Origin of the sequence: Ensifer adhaerens (assembly GCF_020035535.1) — a bacterium.
In the GTDB taxonomy this organism is placed as follows: Bacteria; Pseudomonadota; Alphaproteobacteria; order Rhizobiales; family Rhizobiaceae; genus Ensifer.
Genome location: NZ_CP083351.1, coordinates 569145 through 585581 on the forward strand (window position 1 = coordinate 569145; position 16437 = coordinate 585581).

13 protein-coding genes and 1 pseudogene are annotated in these 16437 nt (G+C 60.3%); 6 read left to right on the top strand and 8 right to left on the bottom strand.

All coding sequences use genetic code 11. The annotated features are described in order from the left end of the window. Genes arsB through LAC81_RS37390 form a run of 4 tightly spaced genes read right to left on the bottom strand, consistent with a single transcriptional unit; the run spans position 1 to position 2392 of the window. A complete protein-coding gene (gene arsB, locus LAC81_RS37375) occupies positions 1–1059 on the bottom strand; it encodes an ACR3 family arsenite efflux transporter (RefSeq protein ID WP_223730605.1) in 1059 nt (352 codons plus the stop codon). Further along, complete coding sequence (locus tag LAC81_RS37380; RefSeq protein WP_223730606.1) at positions 1059–1586, bottom strand: arsenate reductase ArsC; 528 nt, start codon at positions 1584–1586, stop codon at positions 1059–1061. The genes arsB and LAC81_RS37380 overlap by 1 nt, the downstream gene beginning before the upstream one ends. A gap of 15 nt (positions 1587–1601) precedes the next feature. Continuing rightward, the gene (gene arsN2 / locus LAC81_RS37385; protein WP_223730607.1) at positions 1602–2042 is read right to left on the bottom strand and encodes an arsenic resistance N-acetyltransferase ArsN2; all 441 of its coding nucleotides are present in this window, start codon (positions 2040–2042) and stop codon (positions 1602–1604) included. Beyond that, positions 2039–2392: an ArsR/SmtB family transcription factor gene (locus tag LAC81_RS37390; protein WP_223730608.1), complete on the bottom strand. Its 354-nt coding sequence runs from the start codon at positions 2390–2392 to the stop codon at positions 2039–2041. The genes arsN2 and LAC81_RS37390 overlap by 4 nt, the downstream gene beginning before the upstream one ends. A gap of 556 nt (positions 2393–2948) precedes the next feature. Between LAC81_RS37390 and LAC81_RS37395 the strand changes: the two genes are divergently transcribed. Next, positions 2949–3446, top strand: a complete 498-nt coding sequence (locus LAC81_RS37395; protein ID WP_223730609.1) for an MBL fold metallo-hydrolase — start codon at positions 2949–2951, stop codon at positions 3444–3446. Positions 3447–3533: 87 nt separating this feature from the next. Here the strand turns inward: LAC81_RS37395 and LAC81_RS37400 are convergent, their stop codons facing one another. Continuing rightward, the gene (locus LAC81_RS37400) at positions 3534–5330 is read right to left on the bottom strand and encodes an adenylate/guanylate cyclase domain-containing protein (RefSeq protein ID WP_223730610.1); all 1797 of its coding nucleotides are present in this window, start codon (positions 5328–5330) and stop codon (positions 3534–3536) included. Between the two features lie 290 nt (positions 5331–5620). On the opposite strand from LAC81_RS37400, the gene LAC81_RS37405 reads away from it, so the two are divergent. The 5 genes and pseudogenes from LAC81_RS37405 (at position 5621) to LAC81_RS37430 (ending at position 12838) form a co-directional block, all read left to right on the top strand. Continuing rightward, complete coding sequence (locus tag LAC81_RS37405) at positions 5621–7390, top strand: diguanylate cyclase (RefSeq protein ID WP_223730611.1); 1770 nt, start codon at positions 5621–5623, stop codon at positions 7388–7390. Further along, a pseudogene (locus LAC81_RS37410) lies at positions 7383–7517 on the top strand (ring-cleaving dioxygenase); the annotation flags it as partial. The gene LAC81_RS37405 and the pseudogene LAC81_RS37410, both read left to right, overlap by 8 nt. Before the next feature lie 266 nt (positions 7518–7783). After that, positions 7784–8887 carry an NADH:flavin oxidoreductase/NADH oxidase gene (locus LAC81_RS37420; protein WP_223730612.1) on the top strand — a complete coding sequence of 368 codons (1104 nt, stop codon included), beginning with the start codon at positions 7784–7786 and terminating at the stop codon, positions 8885–8887. Positions 8888–9420: 533 nt separating this feature from the next. Next, entirely contained in the window at positions 9421–11811 is a 2391-nt protein-coding gene (locus LAC81_RS37425) for an arylsulfatase (RefSeq protein ID WP_223731067.1), read from the top strand. 55 nt (positions 11812–11866) lie between these two features. Then, a complete protein-coding gene (locus LAC81_RS37430) occupies positions 11867–12838 on the top strand; it encodes a formylglycine-generating enzyme family protein (protein WP_419195923.1) in 972 nt (323 codons plus the stop codon). Between the two features lie 281 nt (positions 12839–13119). Here the strand turns inward: LAC81_RS37430 and LAC81_RS37435 are convergent, their stop codons facing one another. Genes LAC81_RS37435 through LAC81_RS37445 form a run of 3 tightly spaced genes read right to left on the bottom strand, consistent with a single transcriptional unit; the run spans position 13120 to position 16326 of the window. Continuing rightward, a complete protein-coding gene (locus LAC81_RS37435; RefSeq protein ID WP_223730613.1) occupies positions 13120–14373 on the bottom strand; it encodes a patatin-like phospholipase family protein in 1254 nt (417 codons plus the stop codon). A 53-nt stretch (positions 14374–14426) separates the two neighbouring features. Next, positions 14427–15593: a low temperature requirement protein A gene (locus LAC81_RS37440; RefSeq protein WP_223730614.1), complete on the bottom strand. Its 1167-nt coding sequence runs from the start codon at positions 15591–15593 to the stop codon at positions 14427–14429. 58 nt (positions 15594–15651) lie between these two features. Next, positions 15652–16326: a YoaK family protein gene (locus LAC81_RS37445; RefSeq protein ID WP_223730615.1), complete on the bottom strand. Its 675-nt coding sequence runs from the start codon at positions 16324–16326 to the stop codon at positions 15652–15654. Between the last annotated feature and the right edge of the window lie 111 nt (positions 16327–16437).

Here is a 16437-nt window from a genome sequence, read left to right on the forward strand (position 1 = left end):
TCATGTCCTTTCGGTGATGGTGTTGCGGGAGACAGAGGGAGCTGCCTCGTACCAGCCCTTGGTGTGGTTCACGGCCCAGACGACCGTGAGCATCACGGGAACCTCGATGAGCACGCCGACGACGGTCGCCAGCGCTGCTCCGGACCGGAAGCCGAACAGGCTGATCGCCGCGGCAACCGCGAGTTCGAAGAAGTTGCTGGCTCCGATCAGGGCTGAAGGCCCGGCGACGCAATGGCGCTCGCCCGACATCCGGTTCAGGAGGTAGGCCAGGCCTGAGTTGAAGTAGACCTGGATCAGGATCGGGACGGCCAGCAGCGCGATGATCGTCGGCTGCGCGATGATCTGCTCGCCCTGGAAGCCGAACAGGAGGACGAGCGTCGCCAGCAGTGCCACAAGCGAAAGCGGCTGCAGCTTCGCCAGCATGGCGTCCAGCGCCTTGGTCGTGCCGTCGGCGGTCAGCCGCGCTCTCAGGACCTGAGCGATGATGACCGGGACGACGATATAGAGGACGACCGACAGAACGAGCGTGTCCCACGGTACGGTGATAGCCGACAGTCCGAGAAGCAGTCCGACGATCGGGGCGAAGGCGACGACCATGATCGCATCGTTGAGTGCCACCTGGGACAACGTGAACAGCGGCTCGCCGCGCGTCAGGTTGCTCCAGACGAACACCATCGCGGTACAGGGCGCAGCCGCAAGGATGATAAGGCCAGCAATGTAGGAGTCGATCTGGTCAGCCGGCAGATAAGGACGGAACAGCCATCCGATAAAGAGCCATCCGAGCAACGCCATGGAGAACGGCTTGATGGCCCAGTTGATGAACAGGGTCACGCCGATGCCGCGCCAGTACGTGCTGACCTGCGCCAGCGAGCGGAAGTCGATCTTGATGAGCATCGGGATGATCATCAGCCAGATCAGGATGGCGACGGGCAGGTTCACCTTGGCGACCTCCGCCGCGCCGATGATCTGGAAAACGCCGGGCATCAGATGGCCAAGGGCAACGCCGACGACAATGCAGAGGAACACCCAGATGGTGAGATAGCGTTGAAACGTCGACATCAGGCCATCTTTCCCGGAGTTCCCGTCGAGCCTTCCATCGCGCCGATTTGGCGGAGCTTCGTTTCGAGCGCCAGGCGGTCGATCGATGCCAGCGGAAGGCTGACGAAGGCCATGATACGGTTCTTGAGGAAACGGGCGGCCGTCGCAAAGGCGCGCTGGATTTCGACCTCGGAGCCGACAACGGCCGCGGGGTCCTCGACACCCCAATGCGCGGTCATCGGATGACCGAACCATACCGGGCAGGCCTCGCCAGCCGCGCTGTCGCAGACCGTGAAGATGAAATCCATCTGTGGTGCGCCGGGCTCAGAGAAGACGTCCCAGCTCTTCGACGAGAAGCCAGTCGCAGAATAGCCAAGGGCTTCGAGTTCGTTCAGCGCATGCGGATTGACTTCGCCCTTGGGCCGGCTGCCCGCAGAAAACGCCCGGAAGCGCCCACCACCCTCATTGTTGAGGATGGATTCGGCGAGAATAGAACGTGCGGAGTTGCCCGTGCACAAGAAGAGCACGTTGTAAGTCTTGTCGGTCATGGTCGTTTTCCGTGGTTAGGTCGGAGGTCTGTTGAATTGCATGATCGTTGCCGATGCCGGGCAGATGCCCGAAAGCTGACGGGTCGTAAGAACGGCGGGCGGCACATTGCCTCGCTCGATGACGACGAAGCCGAGCTTTGCGAAAAACGGCTCGGCGGTCGTCGTGGCCAGGAAGACAGTAGAGGCAGGGTCGATGGCTTTGAGCATTTCGTTGGTAAGCGCACTGCCGAGAGACCTGCCGCGATGCTCGGGCAAGATGACCATCGACCTGAGCAGGACCGCATCGCCGCACGTCTCGATGCCTGCGTATCCAACCGTGCCGCCATCTGATGAAAGCGCTCTGAAGAACGAGCGGCCAGGGTCTTCAACGTCCTCTATCGGAAGACCTGAAACCGAGAGCGCCAGCTTCAGGGCGGCATGGCTTCCGGGAACTGGCTCCAAGCGGATGTCGCTCATGATGGCTTCACCTTGGGCGCACAGCAGGGTGTCAGTTCGGCGATCAGCGGCGCACAGAGTTCGATCGAACCGCCGCAGCAGTCTTTCAACAGGAAGAGTGTCAGGTCACGCAGCCCCTGAAGGTCCGCCCTGTAGATGATCGAGCGGCTCTGGCGTTCGTTTGTGACGAGGCCCGCACGCGATAGCGTGGCCAGATGCGCGGACATGGTGTTCTGGGGGACGTCGAGAAGCCGGGCGAGTTCGCCGGCCGGCACGCCATCGGGCTCGTGCCGGACGAGAAGCCGGAAGGTCTCGAGCCTGGTGGTCTGGGCCAGTGCGGCGAGCGCCGCGATCGCTGTATTGCTATCCATATATCCAGACTTATGGATATATATAACTTTGTCAATAGGAGGCAGAGATGGTTTAACAGTGGCGTTCTTCACCCCTTTTCATCTAGAACGCCTGCAATGATCGCCGAACCGATGACGAAGGATGACGTCCAAGGTACCTCTGCCTTCAGAGCGGCCGCTGCCAACCAATGTCGAGCCCTGGCATTGTCGAGCTATTGGCTTGTTGCAGTGGGGACCAGGCCGGCATGATGATAGTTGTTGGCAACCGCTGACGTTGCCATGCCAGCTTCCAAGCATGCGCCGATGAAGGCATCCCGCGCGACTGCCGCCGGAACATTAAGGAGCAGCCTGTGGCCGAGCAGAACCACTGGTTCGAGCGCGAAATGATATCGGAGACGATAGCCCGCATCTGGGAGCCCTTCGTCCACCCGTTCTTTCGCGCAAACATCTTTCACGTAAGGTGCAAAGAAGCCGACCTCGTGGTCGACTTCGGAATGGGACTACGTTCGCTCCAAAGCTTCCTGGCGACAGACCCTGACCGGCCGATCGTGGCCGTAGCCATGTCCACGTTGATCATGTGGGATCGTTCCACGAGTTTGAGTACCGGCTGGGACACTCCTTGGAGGCAGACGCCTTTGCGGGCATGAGAGACAGTCAGACACTTGCCGAGTACTTTCGGATGCAAAAAGACGGGGTGGCGGTCGCCCCGAATGAGCGATGGCAACAGAAGCGGTTCTCGATCACTCCAGCGGTCCTGACAAAGGTGTTGGACGATGGTGCCCGCATAGATCTCGGGGACCGGTCGTTCACTGTCCTGCATCTCCCAGGTCATTCACCGGGCTCGATAGGGTTGCTCGACGAACATGACGGTACATTCTTCTCCGGCGATGCCATCTATGAAGGGACGCTGGTCGACAACTTGCCTGGTTGCGACAAGAGTGACTATCGGGGCACAATGAGGCGGTTGCTCGAACTCGATGTTGGCACAACGCACGGCGGTCACGGCGTTGCCATGACACGAGAGCGTATGGCGGCGATAGCGCGCGAGTATCTTGTTCGCCTGGATCAAGGTTGAAAATGCCGCAGCAGACTTAGTCCACGGATCAACGGGCGGCGGGTCGATAGGGCTGCGAATTGGAAGCTTTAGCTTGCGACAACATCGTCAGGCCGGCAATCCGGCGCGGCGTAGGCCCTCACGCAATCGGTCTGCATCTTCGGCCCGCCGGAAATATAACGCGTCCACGAGCCAATCCACGTATTCACTTGGGCCGGCAGACGGATCGCCGCGCCACAACGCGCGGACTGACTCGATGCACGTCCTGCCACACCGCTGTGCCTCTTCGAGGCGCCCCAAATGACCGAAGGCCGCCGCGCGCAGAGCCATGTATCTAGGGTGTCGCCGGCTTGGTGCGTCCATTATCAGTCGCTCCAATAGATCGGCTGCTTCTTGGTAGCGTCCGAGCCGAAACACAATGTGCGAAAGATAGAAATTGTACCAGAACGGGTGGCATGGGTTAAGCCGAAACGCAATCTCGGCGGCGTGCAAGCCCAGTTCGGGCTTTCCATTGCACGATTGGATCCAGGCCCAGAAAATCTGGATCAGTGGATCATTCGGGTTCAAAGCCCGAGCAAGGCCCAAATGCCGCTCGGCCCGCTCGAAGTCGCGCAGCATCAAGCACATGTATCCAAAGGTGGAGTGCACGCGCGCATCGTTGGGGTCTTTCGCCACTGCTTCTTCGGCCTGGTGAAACGCTGCGATCCGGTTCTCGTCCTTGTCTCGCGGCACTCCGACGCACATCTCGACCGAACGATTGAGGTAGATCCATGCGAGGCCCGTATGGGCTCGAGCAAAGCCCGGGTCGATGCGGAGTGCCGCTTCGAATAGTGCTTGCGCACGCGCTTGGGCCTCCGGTGTGAATACGTCAGAAAGTCGATTTCCCTGGAGGAAGAGATCATAGGCCTGAATGTCTTCGGGCTGGCGTCGCCGGGCTGCGACTTCGCTGTCCTGGATGATCCGTTGGGCTACCATTGCAACGATGCTCTGGGAAATTTCTTCCTGAACGGCAAACACGTCCTCGAGTGCGCGGTCGTATCGCTCGACCCAAAAATGGGCACCGCTCGTAGCATCAATCAGCTGGGCCGTGATGCGAACGCGCCCGCCAGCCCGGCGCACACTGCCCTCGACCAGGTATCTGGCCCCGAGCGAACGTCCGATCTCGCGCGCGTCCACGTTTTTCCCGCGGAACGAGAAGGAAGAGTTTCGGGCGATGACCATGAGTTCGCGGAAGCGCGAGAGTTCCGTGATGATGTCTTCGCTGATGCCATCGCTGAAATAGATCTGTTCGGGATCAACGCTCATGTTTTCGAAGGGCAACACCGCCACCGTCGGTCTATCGCCTGAAGCCCAGGCGGTTCTCGCGCCGTCGGGGGCATTGTCTGGCACCAAGCCGTAAGTCCTAACCGGCCGCGCGATGTTTTTCAGGTGCCGCTCACCCGCAAACTCGAATCGGCAATCGAGCTTTCCAGAGAGTTGGTCGTAGGCTGTTCCGGAGATAAGGAGGCCACCTGGCGGGCAAGACTGTTCCAATCGGGCAGCCACGTTGACGCCGTCCCCCAGCAGATCCTCGCCATCCACCTGGACGTCGCCCAGATTGATGCCGATACGCAAGACAATCCGACGCTCAGCCGGTATCTGCGTCTGACATTCAGGCAGTTGCTTTTGAACCGCAGCGGCGCAGGCTACAGCTTCGACGACGGACCCAAATTCGGCGATCAGGCCGTCGCCCGTCAGCTTGAAGAGGCGACCGTGATGTTGCGCCAGCAAAGGCTCGAACAGGGTCCGGCGCAGGTCTGTGACGGCCGCGAGAGTTGACGTCTCGTCCAATTCGACGAGCCGTGAGTAGCCGACAATGTCGGCAACGAAGATTGCCACCAGCCTGCGTTCTCCGAGGATACTCATCTCCTCGCCCCTTTTGCTGCCCGATGCTCCTGGCTACACAAACCGAACAAGCAACAATAGCCCACCGACAGCGCCCGGACCATCTTTCCGTTTGGAGACTGTGCTGGTCGTGAAACAGTAAAGCGGTTTACCTGGGTAGCGTGGGCTAGCAGCATTCCTGCCCCCGGCAACCAATTCTCAAAACCGTCCAGATGCTTTCCAGCGTGGGTGCGTCAGAGCATCTTCCTTGTTGGTGACACTAGCACCCGTCGGGTAACTGCGTCTCAACGATTGGCGGCTAACGTCGGGCAATGATCTGGGAATATGTTCAAAAAATGCTGGCTGTGGCAGGGCTCAGCCTTGTGCTTTTCGCATCGCTGGGTTTCAAACCACTCAGCGCGGCTGGAAACGCGGAGATTAGCAGTTCCTGCTGGAAATCGGCGGGGCTTTCGGACGATCTTGCAACTCTTGCGGTCTCCCCGGAACGCTGGACCTGCGGGGATCACGCCTATTCGATTGAGGGCGATCGCATACTACTGCGCTTCGAAATCGAAGCGAGTGATGTCCTTCCCCAGTATCTCTTCTCAAGGCGTAGCGCACTTGCAGCGGTCCATTTGCTGGCAATCGATCGGGACGGCTCCATCCACCAAGCCTCGCTGTCTTCGAGCGAGCTGCTAAGCGCCTTGTCCGGCGGATATTTCAAGGCAGCACTTCCACGCGTCACCGGCGACACGACGCAGATTGTGGTCGCTTTTGATTTGCCAAGCCATACGATGACGCTTGAGAACGCCCGTATTGGACCATCGGACCTTCCCATAGACATTTCCCGTACGCGGTCGCTACTTCTTTTGGCGGCGCTTGCCGGGATGCTCTCTATGCCGCTCATTTTCAACGCGGCGTTCTATCGAGTCCTGCGAGAGCCGTTCGTCCTATGGCATGCCGCGCTCGCGGTCTGCTTGCTGTTGACCATCCTGGTCTCTTCCGGTCTTGCCGTCGTCATATTCGATCCGCCGGCAATGACGTTGAGCTGGATGACCACGATAATCTTCGGCCTGACAATTGCTTCCGGGGCAATGTTCACCCGCAGCTTCATCGAACCAGGCTTGTTGCGGCCGCTCCTGCGTCACGCACTCCTCTACTGCGCAGGATGGGCGCTGTTCCTGAGCACCTTCCACGCAGCATTTCCGTTCGTCGCGCGTCCGATTCAGTCTACCCTGTACACTGCGGCCTTTGCCCCGGTGCTTGTCGTCTTTGTGCTGTCTCTTGCAGACGCGCTGAGACGCGGAAGCCGGGCGGCCGGGTTTCAGGCGATCGGCTATATACCCATGATGTTTACCGGATTGGTGCGTCTGGTAACCGGCGTCGTTCCGTGGCTGCAGTCGCACGACGCCATGCTCCTGTTTTATGTGGGCTGCGTGTGCGAGGTCCTGTTTACGACACTTGGGCTGGCGGATCGCTTCATGTCGATTAGGCGCCAGCGCGACCATGCTCGATTTGAAGCGGATATGCTCGAGCGCCTATCTGAGCGCGACCCCCTAACGGGATTGCTTAACCGGCGAGCCATTGATGAGAAGTTCGAAACGATGCGTGCCGAGGGCTACTGCACACTTGCGGTACTCGATTTAGATCACTTCAAGGCAGTCAACGACATTCACGGTCACGTTGTTGGCGACGATGTATTGAGAGCCACGGCCAAGGCGCTTCAGGCAGATGAGGATGTTCAAGCCTACCGGCTTGGCGGCGAGGAGTTTGTCCTTCTTGTGCGCGGCGGCGACGCAGAAGCGAGGGCGGAGCGTCGACGCCAGGCCATTTCCTCAATCGTCGCCAACGCAGTTCCTGGACTTAGCAGCCCCGTAACCGCCAGTATGGGCGTTGCGTCCGCACCGCCAGGTGCCGCTGTAGAATTCTCAACACTTTACGAACGCGCCGACAAGCTGCTCTATGATGCAAAACGCGCCGGTCGAAATCGAACCAAAGCCGCGTTGGTTGAAGGAGCGGCAAGAAAGGTCAAGACACCCTCTGGTCACCGCGAGCCTGTGCCGGCTCGCAAAGGCGAGCCAGCACAAAAGCTTCGATGGTAACGGCCTCGCGCTGATCGAAGCGGCCGACGATGCCCGCGCCCTCTGGCTCGCCCAGGACATCTCCGAAGCCAACGCCATCCGCGGCTTTAGCGGCGCGCGCTTCAACCATCGGCGAACAGGTTATACCTTCTGACAGGACTGTCTGGGCAAGGAGCCGGCGGTGACGTCCTGGATCAACCAGATCAAGCCCCACATGTTCGCTCACCTGCCGAAAGGAGAAAAACCGGGCCCGCAGCAACACGCGAGGTCCGGATCACATCCGACAGTTGAGTGCGCCTCGAGCCGGAGTCTCCGGGAAAGCCTGTTTGACACCGAGATTGCAACTTCGCTGACAAACGGCGAAAACATTGGCGTGTCGGTTCGACCGGCCCCATCGATCTCTGGAGAATGATCATGAGCGGAACCAGGCTTTTCTCACCCTTTGAATTGGGATCGCTTACGCTGCAAAACCGCATCGTTATCGCCCCGATGTGCCAATATTCGGCGACCGACGGGCAGATGAACGACTGGCATCTCATTCATCTCGGCAATCTGGCCCTGTCGGGAGCGGCGGTGCTCACGATCGAGGCCACGGCAGTTCTGCCTGAGGGCCGCATTTCCTATGGCGATGTCGGGCTTTATTCGGATGCCTGCGAGCACGCCATGGGCCGTGTCCTGGACGGCGTGCGACGGTGGTCCGACATGCCGATCGCGATCCAGCTAGGCCATGCCGGACGCAAGGCTTCCAGCGAAATCCCATGGAAAGGCGGACGCCAGATCAATCCGAAGCGTGAGGGGGGCTGGAAGACCGTTGCCCCGAGCGCTGTCCCGTTCCACGAGGATTATGACCATCCGGCGGCGCTCGATCAAAGTGGCCTTGCGCAGGTCCGGGCGGCCTTTTCCGATGCTGCCAGGCGCGCCGCCGCTCTCGGGTTGGACGCTGTCCAAATTCACGGAGCGCACGGCTATCTCCTGCATCAGTTCCTGTCGCCGCTCTCCAATCGGCGCACGGATGATTATGGTGGGTCGCTCGAAAACCGCATGCGCTTTCCTCTTGAGGTCTTCGAAGCCGTTCGCGAGGCATTTCCGGCGGACCGGCCGGTGACGATGCGGGTCTCGGCGACCGACTGGGTGCAGAACGGTTGGGATATCGAGCAAACCGTTACCTTTTGCCAGGCGCTTGAAGCCCGTGGCTGCTCAGCCATTCATGTCTCCTCGGGCGGCCTTGCGTCGAACCAGCAAATTACGATCGGTCCAAGTTATCAGGTACCCTTTGCGCGCGCCGTCAAGGAAGCCGTGGGGATACCGGTCATTGCCGTGGGCCTCATCACAGAGTTCGAGCAGGCCGAAGCGATCCTGACGATGGGCGATGCCGACCTCGTCGCGATTGCCCGCGCCATCCTTTACGATCCGCGCTGGCCCTGGCATGCGGCGGCGCATTTCGGTGAGCGGGTCTTGGCGCCCGATCAGTATCTGCGATCGCAGCCCCGGCAGCTCCGCCATCTCTTCGACCGCTAGGCAGAGTCAGGACCCCGCGGTGTGACTTTTACTTCCCGATTTCAATTGAAGCGCGCAGCGAAATCTTTGACCTACTGGCTTCAAACGCTGAGCAGGGCAGGGCCTCTCAAAGCTCGGATACCTTGGTGAGATTGACCCGGAAGCGGTCGCGCCTGCGCTGCTGATGTTTGCGGGGGCATCTCTGTTGGCGGCCCGATCTCGCAGTTAAATGACAGCGCCGGTGAGACGTTGAGCGGCGCCCAGGCGCTCGTGCGCCGTCGCTACATTCGAAGCTTCCGTCATATGGGGTAATTGGCCGCACCGCTAAGCCCATGCTAATGTTAATGGCGTGGGTGGAGTGATGGCGCAGATGCAGAGTATGTCCCCGCCACAGTATATCATTGTTGCTAATTCTGTTTGGCCTTTGTGGAGTTAGTTGGGCCTAGGCTCCAGCTAATACTTTCTGATGTACTCGTTCGACTGAAGTTCCCCTCAATTCATGCTGATGTGACCGTTTCGATCTGATGGTAGCGACCAGGGAGTGCACCATGCGAATGAAATTGGCTCTTTTGACCCAGGTCGCCGCGGCGGCTCTGACGTGTTCAGCCTGGGCTGCAAACGCACAACAAATCACCGGCACACCGGGCGCACCGGACGCCACGACGACCGTCGATGGACGCTACCTCCCCAACCCACCAGCGACCTTCGGCGGCGAGATCGGGCTGAGCGCAAAGGACTCAAAACCGTATTGGCCGCCGCAGATCGTCCCACCCAAGGGCGCACCCAATATCCTTTTGATCATGACGGACGATGCCGGCTACGGGGTTGCCGGCACGTTCGGCGGCGTCATCCCGACACCGGCGCTTGATCGCGTGGCGCAGATGGGCCTGCGCTACACGCAGTTCCACTCAACCGCACTCTGTTCGCCGTCGCGGGCAGCGCTGATCACCGGACGCAACCATCATTCGACCGGATTCGGTGTGATTTCCGAGCAGGCGACCGGCTATCCAGGATATGACTCGGTTCTGGGCGTGGACAACGCAACGATTGGCAACATTCTGAAACAGAACGGCTATTCCACCTCATGGTTTGGCAAGAACCACAACACGCCGTCATTCCAGTACAGCAGCGCCGGTCCCTTCGACCAATGGCCGTCGGGCATGGGCTTCGACTACTTCTATGGCTTTATGGGCGGCGATAGCAACCAGTGGGAGCCCTATCTCTTTCAGGATCACACGCAGATATTTCCATGGGTCGGAAAGCCCGGTTACAACTTGATTACCGACGAGGCCGACAACGCTATCAACTACATCAAGCAGTTGAACGCGGCTGCGCCCGACAAGCCCTTCTTCGTCTACTACGTACCCGGCGCCACGCATGCGCCGCACCATCCCACGCCGGAATGGATCGAGAAGTTCAAGGGCAAGTTCGACATGGGCTGGAATGCCGTGCGCGACCAGATCTTCGCGAACCAGAAGCGTCTTGGCGTCATCCCGCAAGATACGCAGCTTACCGCCTGGCCCGATGACCTGCCGAAATGGGACACGCTCGACGCCGACAGCAAGAAGCTGTTTGCCCGCCAGGCCGAGGTGTTTGCAGCTTACGTCGCCTATTCCGACAATGAGATCGGCCGCGTCATCCAGGCGGTAGACGACATGGGCAAGCTGGACAACACGCTCGTCATCTATATCGAGGGCGACAACGGCACGAGCGCGGAAGGGAGCACGCTCGGCACTCCGAGCGAGGTGATCACTATCGAGGGCATGGAGATCCCTGTCGCCGACCAGTTGAAATTCTATGATGCCTGGGGTTCCGACCAGACCTACCCACACATGTCGGTAGCGTGGTCATGGGCCTTCGACACACCGTTCAAATGGACTAAGCAGATCGCCTCGCATTTCGGCGGTACGCGGCAAGGCATGGCAATGGCGTGGCCCGCCCGCATCAAGGACGCAGGCGGCATTCGTACCCAGTTCCACCACATGATCGACATCGTTCCGACGATCCTCGAGGCGACCGGGATTCCGGCGCCAGCCATGGTCAACGGCGTGGCGCAGAAACCGATCGAAGGCGTCAGCATGGCCTACACGTGGGATAAGGCCAACGCCGACGCGCCCTCGACGCGCCACACGCAATACTTCGAGATGTTCGGCAACCGCGGCATTTACAACGACGGCTGGTACGCCTGTACCACTCCGCCGGCAGCACCTTGGCTGATGGGCAAAGCGCCAATGCCGGAAGTGGTCAATGGCTACAAGTGGGAGCTCTATAATCTCAAAGAGGACTATTCGCAGGCCAACGACCTTGCTCAGAGCAATCCGGACAAGCTGCATCAGATGCAGGAACTGTTCCTGCTGGAAGCCGCAAAGTACAACGTATTCCCGCTCGACAACTCGATCCTGGAGCGCCTCATGACACCGCGGCCGAGCGCGACCGCGGGGCGCAAGCTGTTCACCTATTCAGGCGTCGTTTCCGGCGTGCCCGGTGGCAATGCTCCGAACGTCCTGAACAAGTCCTACACGATCACGGCTGAGATCGAGATCCCGGCGAATGGCGCGGACGGCATGCTCGTGACCACCGGCGGCCGTTTTGGCGGCTTCGGCCTATACATCCTGAAGCAAAAGCCGGTGTTCCTCTACAATTTCGTGGACATCGAGCGCTTCCGCTGGGAGGGCCCCGACACGCTGGCCGCCGGTAAGCATACGATCGAGTTCGGCTTCACATCGGACAGCCACACCATGGGCAGCGGCGGTACGGGCATTCTCAAGGTGGATGGCAAGGAGGTCGCCAGCCAGAACATCCCGCACACTGTCCCCGCCCTGATGCCATGGGACGAGACCTTCGATGTCGGCATGGATACGCGCACCGGTGTCGATGACAAGGACTACCAGGTGCCGTTCGCCTTCACCGGGACGATCGACAAGCTGACGGTCCAGCTGAACTGAGAGCGTGCTCAGGCTTTTCGGATCGTCTTGGCCCGGCATCAGGGTGAGGTGACGCATGAATGTCTCGCCTGACCGACCGGCTGTCGGTCGAATAAGGATGCAGGTCAGCGCTCCCGAACAGGTCTGGATCGACGGGGGCAGCTTCCTCATGGGCTCGGACCATCATTATCCCGAGGAAGCTCCTGCCCATCCGGTGAAGGTCGATGGTTTCTGGATCGACGTGGCACCGGTGACGAACCGGCAGTTTGCCGCATTCGTGGAGGTTACCGGTTATGTTACGCTCGCCGAAAAGGCGTCCAATCCACAAGATTATCCCGGCGCGCCGCCCGAAATGCTAAAGCCGGGGTCGGTGGTCTTTGACCCACCGAAGCGGGTCTCCGGTCGCGATCCATCGCAATGGTGGAAATTCAAGTTCGGTGCGAACTGGCGTCGGCCCTATGGGGGCCTGAGCAACCTGCGTGGCAAGCTCGACCATCCGGTCGTCCAGATCGCCTATGCCGACGCCATGGCCTACGCCGTTTGGGCGGAAAGGGACCTGCCGACGGAGGCGGAGTGGGAAATTGCAGCCAAGGGCGGCCTCGAAGGCAAGGAGTTTGCTTGGGGGGACGAATTCATCCCAAACGGCCGCTGCATGGCCAATACCTGGCACGGCATGTTTCCGACTGAAAATCTCAAAAGCGACGGGTTCGAGCGGACCTCGCCAGTCGGCAGCTTCCCGCCGAATGCTTACGGCCTCTACGATATGATCGGCAATGTCTGGGAGTGGACGAGCGACTATTGGACGACACGCCATTCCGCCCCGGCCGAAAAGGCTTGCTGCGTTCCGGTCAACCCGCGCGGTGGCAGCGCCGAGGCAAGCCGCGATCCGGCACGGCCCGACATCAGGGCCGCAAGGCGGGTGATCAAAGGCGGATCGCATCTCTGCGCACCAAACTACTGCCGTCGTTACCGCCCTCAAGCACGCCATCCCCAGGAGGAGAACGCGGCGACAACCCATATCGGTTTTCGCTGTGTCCGCCGGCCATAGAGCCATGACTTCATGGCTGCAGCCGCGCGGATCTCGGCAACAATGGGCGCGAACGGGCGCTTCGAGCGCCAGCCGAGCTGGTACCTCAGTGTGTGCCTTGTTGGCTTGCCCGTTATCTTTGGCTAGCTAGGAAGTTGCGGAACAACCATACGCTGATCGTCGCGGTGGGGGTTCTGGCCGTCGCGCTCACGCTCGGAATGCTGGTTCAGTTTCTCTTCTTCCGATGACCCCCGCAGGCTCAGGAACTGCCCAGCGAGCGTGGCATTTATCGGCGCAAAACATCAGCCAGGATTGCGCCCTTCGGCCGCCTGCACCGGCGTAGGCGGCGGCTGCTTGCGCCAGCGCGCAAGACGTCCCTCTTCGTTTCCGACAGCAAAAAGCTTTTGCATGTAGTTTCGATCGAACTCGGATTTCGATCTCAGTGTGAAACGATCGGGGATAGACGCGTAATAGAGCTGACCGCGCGCGGCCGTCGTTTGTAGCTGCAAGCGCGTCAAATCGGATATCGTCTGATACTTGATCAAGGTCTCGATCGAGCGGCGGGCGATCCCGAGCGCCGTTTCTTCCGTCTCGGTATATTCGGGCGTCAATCGCCCGTTGCGGATCAGATAGAGCGTTCGCGACCGGGCATGACCAAAGTAGCGCTTCTCATAACCCGAGAGCTCGATATTGGGCGGGGCGAAGAAGAGCTGCGCCACCGTCCCGCCATCGACATGCAATTCCTGCCTGACTTGACCGTCCAGCCTCACATCGATGCGGACCGGTGGGAATACCGCGGGTATGGCGGCGGACGCCAACAGGATGTCGATCATGCGTTCTCGACGATCGGCGCGTGCGCTGGCGGCGATTGCGGACAGGTCCCAAACGACGGGACGCTGGGCATCGATGTTGGTGGTTTGGATCAAAAGACGGCGGCCAATGTGGTATTGCGCTGCGATTTCTTCGACCATTTTTTCGGTGAGATAGCGGCCGATCAACTGCCGCAACGGCGAATTGTCATAGAGGCCTCGGCCCATCACGCCGAACAGCCCGAGATTTCGATAGATGTCGCGGTCACCGTACTGCGTGAAAACTTCGCGCAATTCGTTGTCATGACCCGGACCAAGAAAAGCAAAGGGGGCGGCCAAGGCGCCGGTGCTGACCCCTGTCACAACCTCGAACTGCGGTCGATTGCCTCGCTCGGTCCAGCCCGTCAGGTATCCTGCAGCAAACGCACCGTCGGCGCCGCCGCCCGAAATCGCAAGAAAGTCGACATGGTCTGTGGCGGTGGACGGCCGATGCCCTGATCGAACAGCAGTCTGCGTCTGTGCGTACTGTTGTGTAATGAGCGAGCGCAACGTGGGCGTGACCTCGTCTCCCCAGAAGCGGGCAAGGTCCACCTCATCGATTTTAACAGTCGAGGCCTGTTCTGCCGGAACGGAGACACGCTCAGGCCCGGCGACGCATGCGGTAAGGAGACTGGACGCCAAAAGGAGCGGCATGATTGCGGATCGAAATCCCGGATAGCGCACAAAAATGGTCGCTGACAACGACATCGGCCTTTGATCCCCCATCATTGTCTCCAGCCTACTTTGCCGTTCGCGGATTGTCAGTTGTGTTCGCTGCCGTCGCGAAAGGGTGCCGGATATAGGCGACGGCGTATCGTGACAGCGAACGCCAGCAAAGCTGCGTTCATTTCCAGAGCGTGGGAGGCAAACGCCCCGCTTGCGAGCACGAGCGCTGCGACCACCAGGAGAAGCCAATGCATCGAGCCATGCCTGGATGCCCGGTCGCGGACGAGCCAAAGGGCGGTCAGGTAGATCGCGATCGGGATGCAGAAGGCGAGAGCGGCGAGCTGTTGCGAAACGGTCGCGTTGCGGGCAGCGCTTAGAAACACGACAAAACCGGCGGCCGTCGCCGATCCGGCTGCGAAAAGCAGACAGTGGCCGTAGGCCCAGGTCAGAACGGTGCGAGCTTCACGGCCAAGCAGCTGTTCGTTGCGGTCAAAATACAATCCCCACATCGAAAATGCGATGATGGAGCAGAGCGTCGCCCACCAGAAATGTCTGAGCTCGGGCGTCGCCGGATCTGAGATGATCAAGGCGATGGCAGCAAAACATTCACCAAGGACGATGATGTTGAACGAGTTGTAGCGATCAATGATGTGACCATGGTGCCAGTTGCTCGCGGTCCCGCGCTCGGCCAAAAGCGGTATGGCCAGTTCGCCGGCGGCGCCGAGTGCAAAGAGCGGGAAGTAGAGCGGCGCTTCCGGCGAAACTGTGACGATCAGGGTGTTCCAGTAGACCTGCATGGCGCCGATCCCGGCCGCGTAACGCAGGGCCGCCGGGCGGGCCTGCCGATCGCCATTCGCCGCGCCGAGCCAAAGGGCGATCATGCCGAGGCGCATGATGCTGAAACCGATGAGGACGAGCCAATGGGGCTGATCGCCAAGGCCGCTTCTTATCCCGCCGGCAAGGGTAAGCGATCCGAACATGATGACCATCGTCAGCACACGAAAGGCGGCAGACTTGTTGTCATAGCCCGAGGCAAACCATGTGTAGTTCGCCCAAGCCAGCCAGGCCATGAAGAAGCTGCAGGCGAAGCGTATGAGACCGGGTCCGGATGCGCCGGCCTCGATGTCCTGCGCCAGGCTGTGAGCGGCGGCACCCACCGCCACGACGGTCGCAAGATCGAACATCAACTCGAGCGAAGTCGAGCTGCGGCTGGCCTCGTCGCGATCGCGCGGGGCGAGGCTAAAGGCGGCTATCGCAGACAAGGCAGGCCTCCTCTTGAGATCGCGATTGCAGGGGGGGGAAGGCGACGGATGCCACGGTTCAGCCGGGCTTCTTCGTTTCTTGCGGTGAATAGAAGAACCCGACGAGAAGCAACAAGAAGGCGGGAAAGAGCATTCCTGCAACACCCACGGTGACTTGCGCCAACGCGCCGGCAGCACACCCCATCACAAAGCCGAACACCAGGATGAACGACGTCAGCGACTGCCCCCATTCCTCCGGCTTCTCGCTGTAGCCAATGACGCGACGGGCCGTGGCGACCGCAAGGCCGGCGATGTTGCCCGTCATGAGCGAAAATGGTGGGCCGAGTCTCGGGTCGAGACGTTCTATCGCCGTCAGCATTCCCATCGCGGTGACGGCGAGCAACGCACAAGCCGACAGCGGTCCGGCATCGAAGATTGCCAGAAGGGCGGACGTCGCGAATGCAACGGCCGCGATGATGAGCGTCCAGAACGTTGCCCGCTCGAGAGGCTTGATCCAGGCGACCATGATTGCCGCCAATCCTGCGCCCACCATGAAGAGGGGGAACGACATGATCTGGAGACCACGCAAGCCGCCTTTCTCGTGTCCGACCAGGCCCAGCCCGAGGAGCACGGCATTGCCGGTGACGAGCCCGACAAAAAGACCGCCCAAGTGAATGAAGAAGAGTGCGTCGGCGAAGCCGGAAATGAAGGCCAGCGCCAGCGAGTTGCTTTTCCCGCGAAGTATCGTGAGCATCGAATGCCGCTCCCCTAGTTGATTGCGCGCCCTGGCAACGAGAGCAACGACTGCAGCGACAACGCAACGGTCGATGCTGATATCGTACCGCCGGGCGTGAAGCGAACGTTC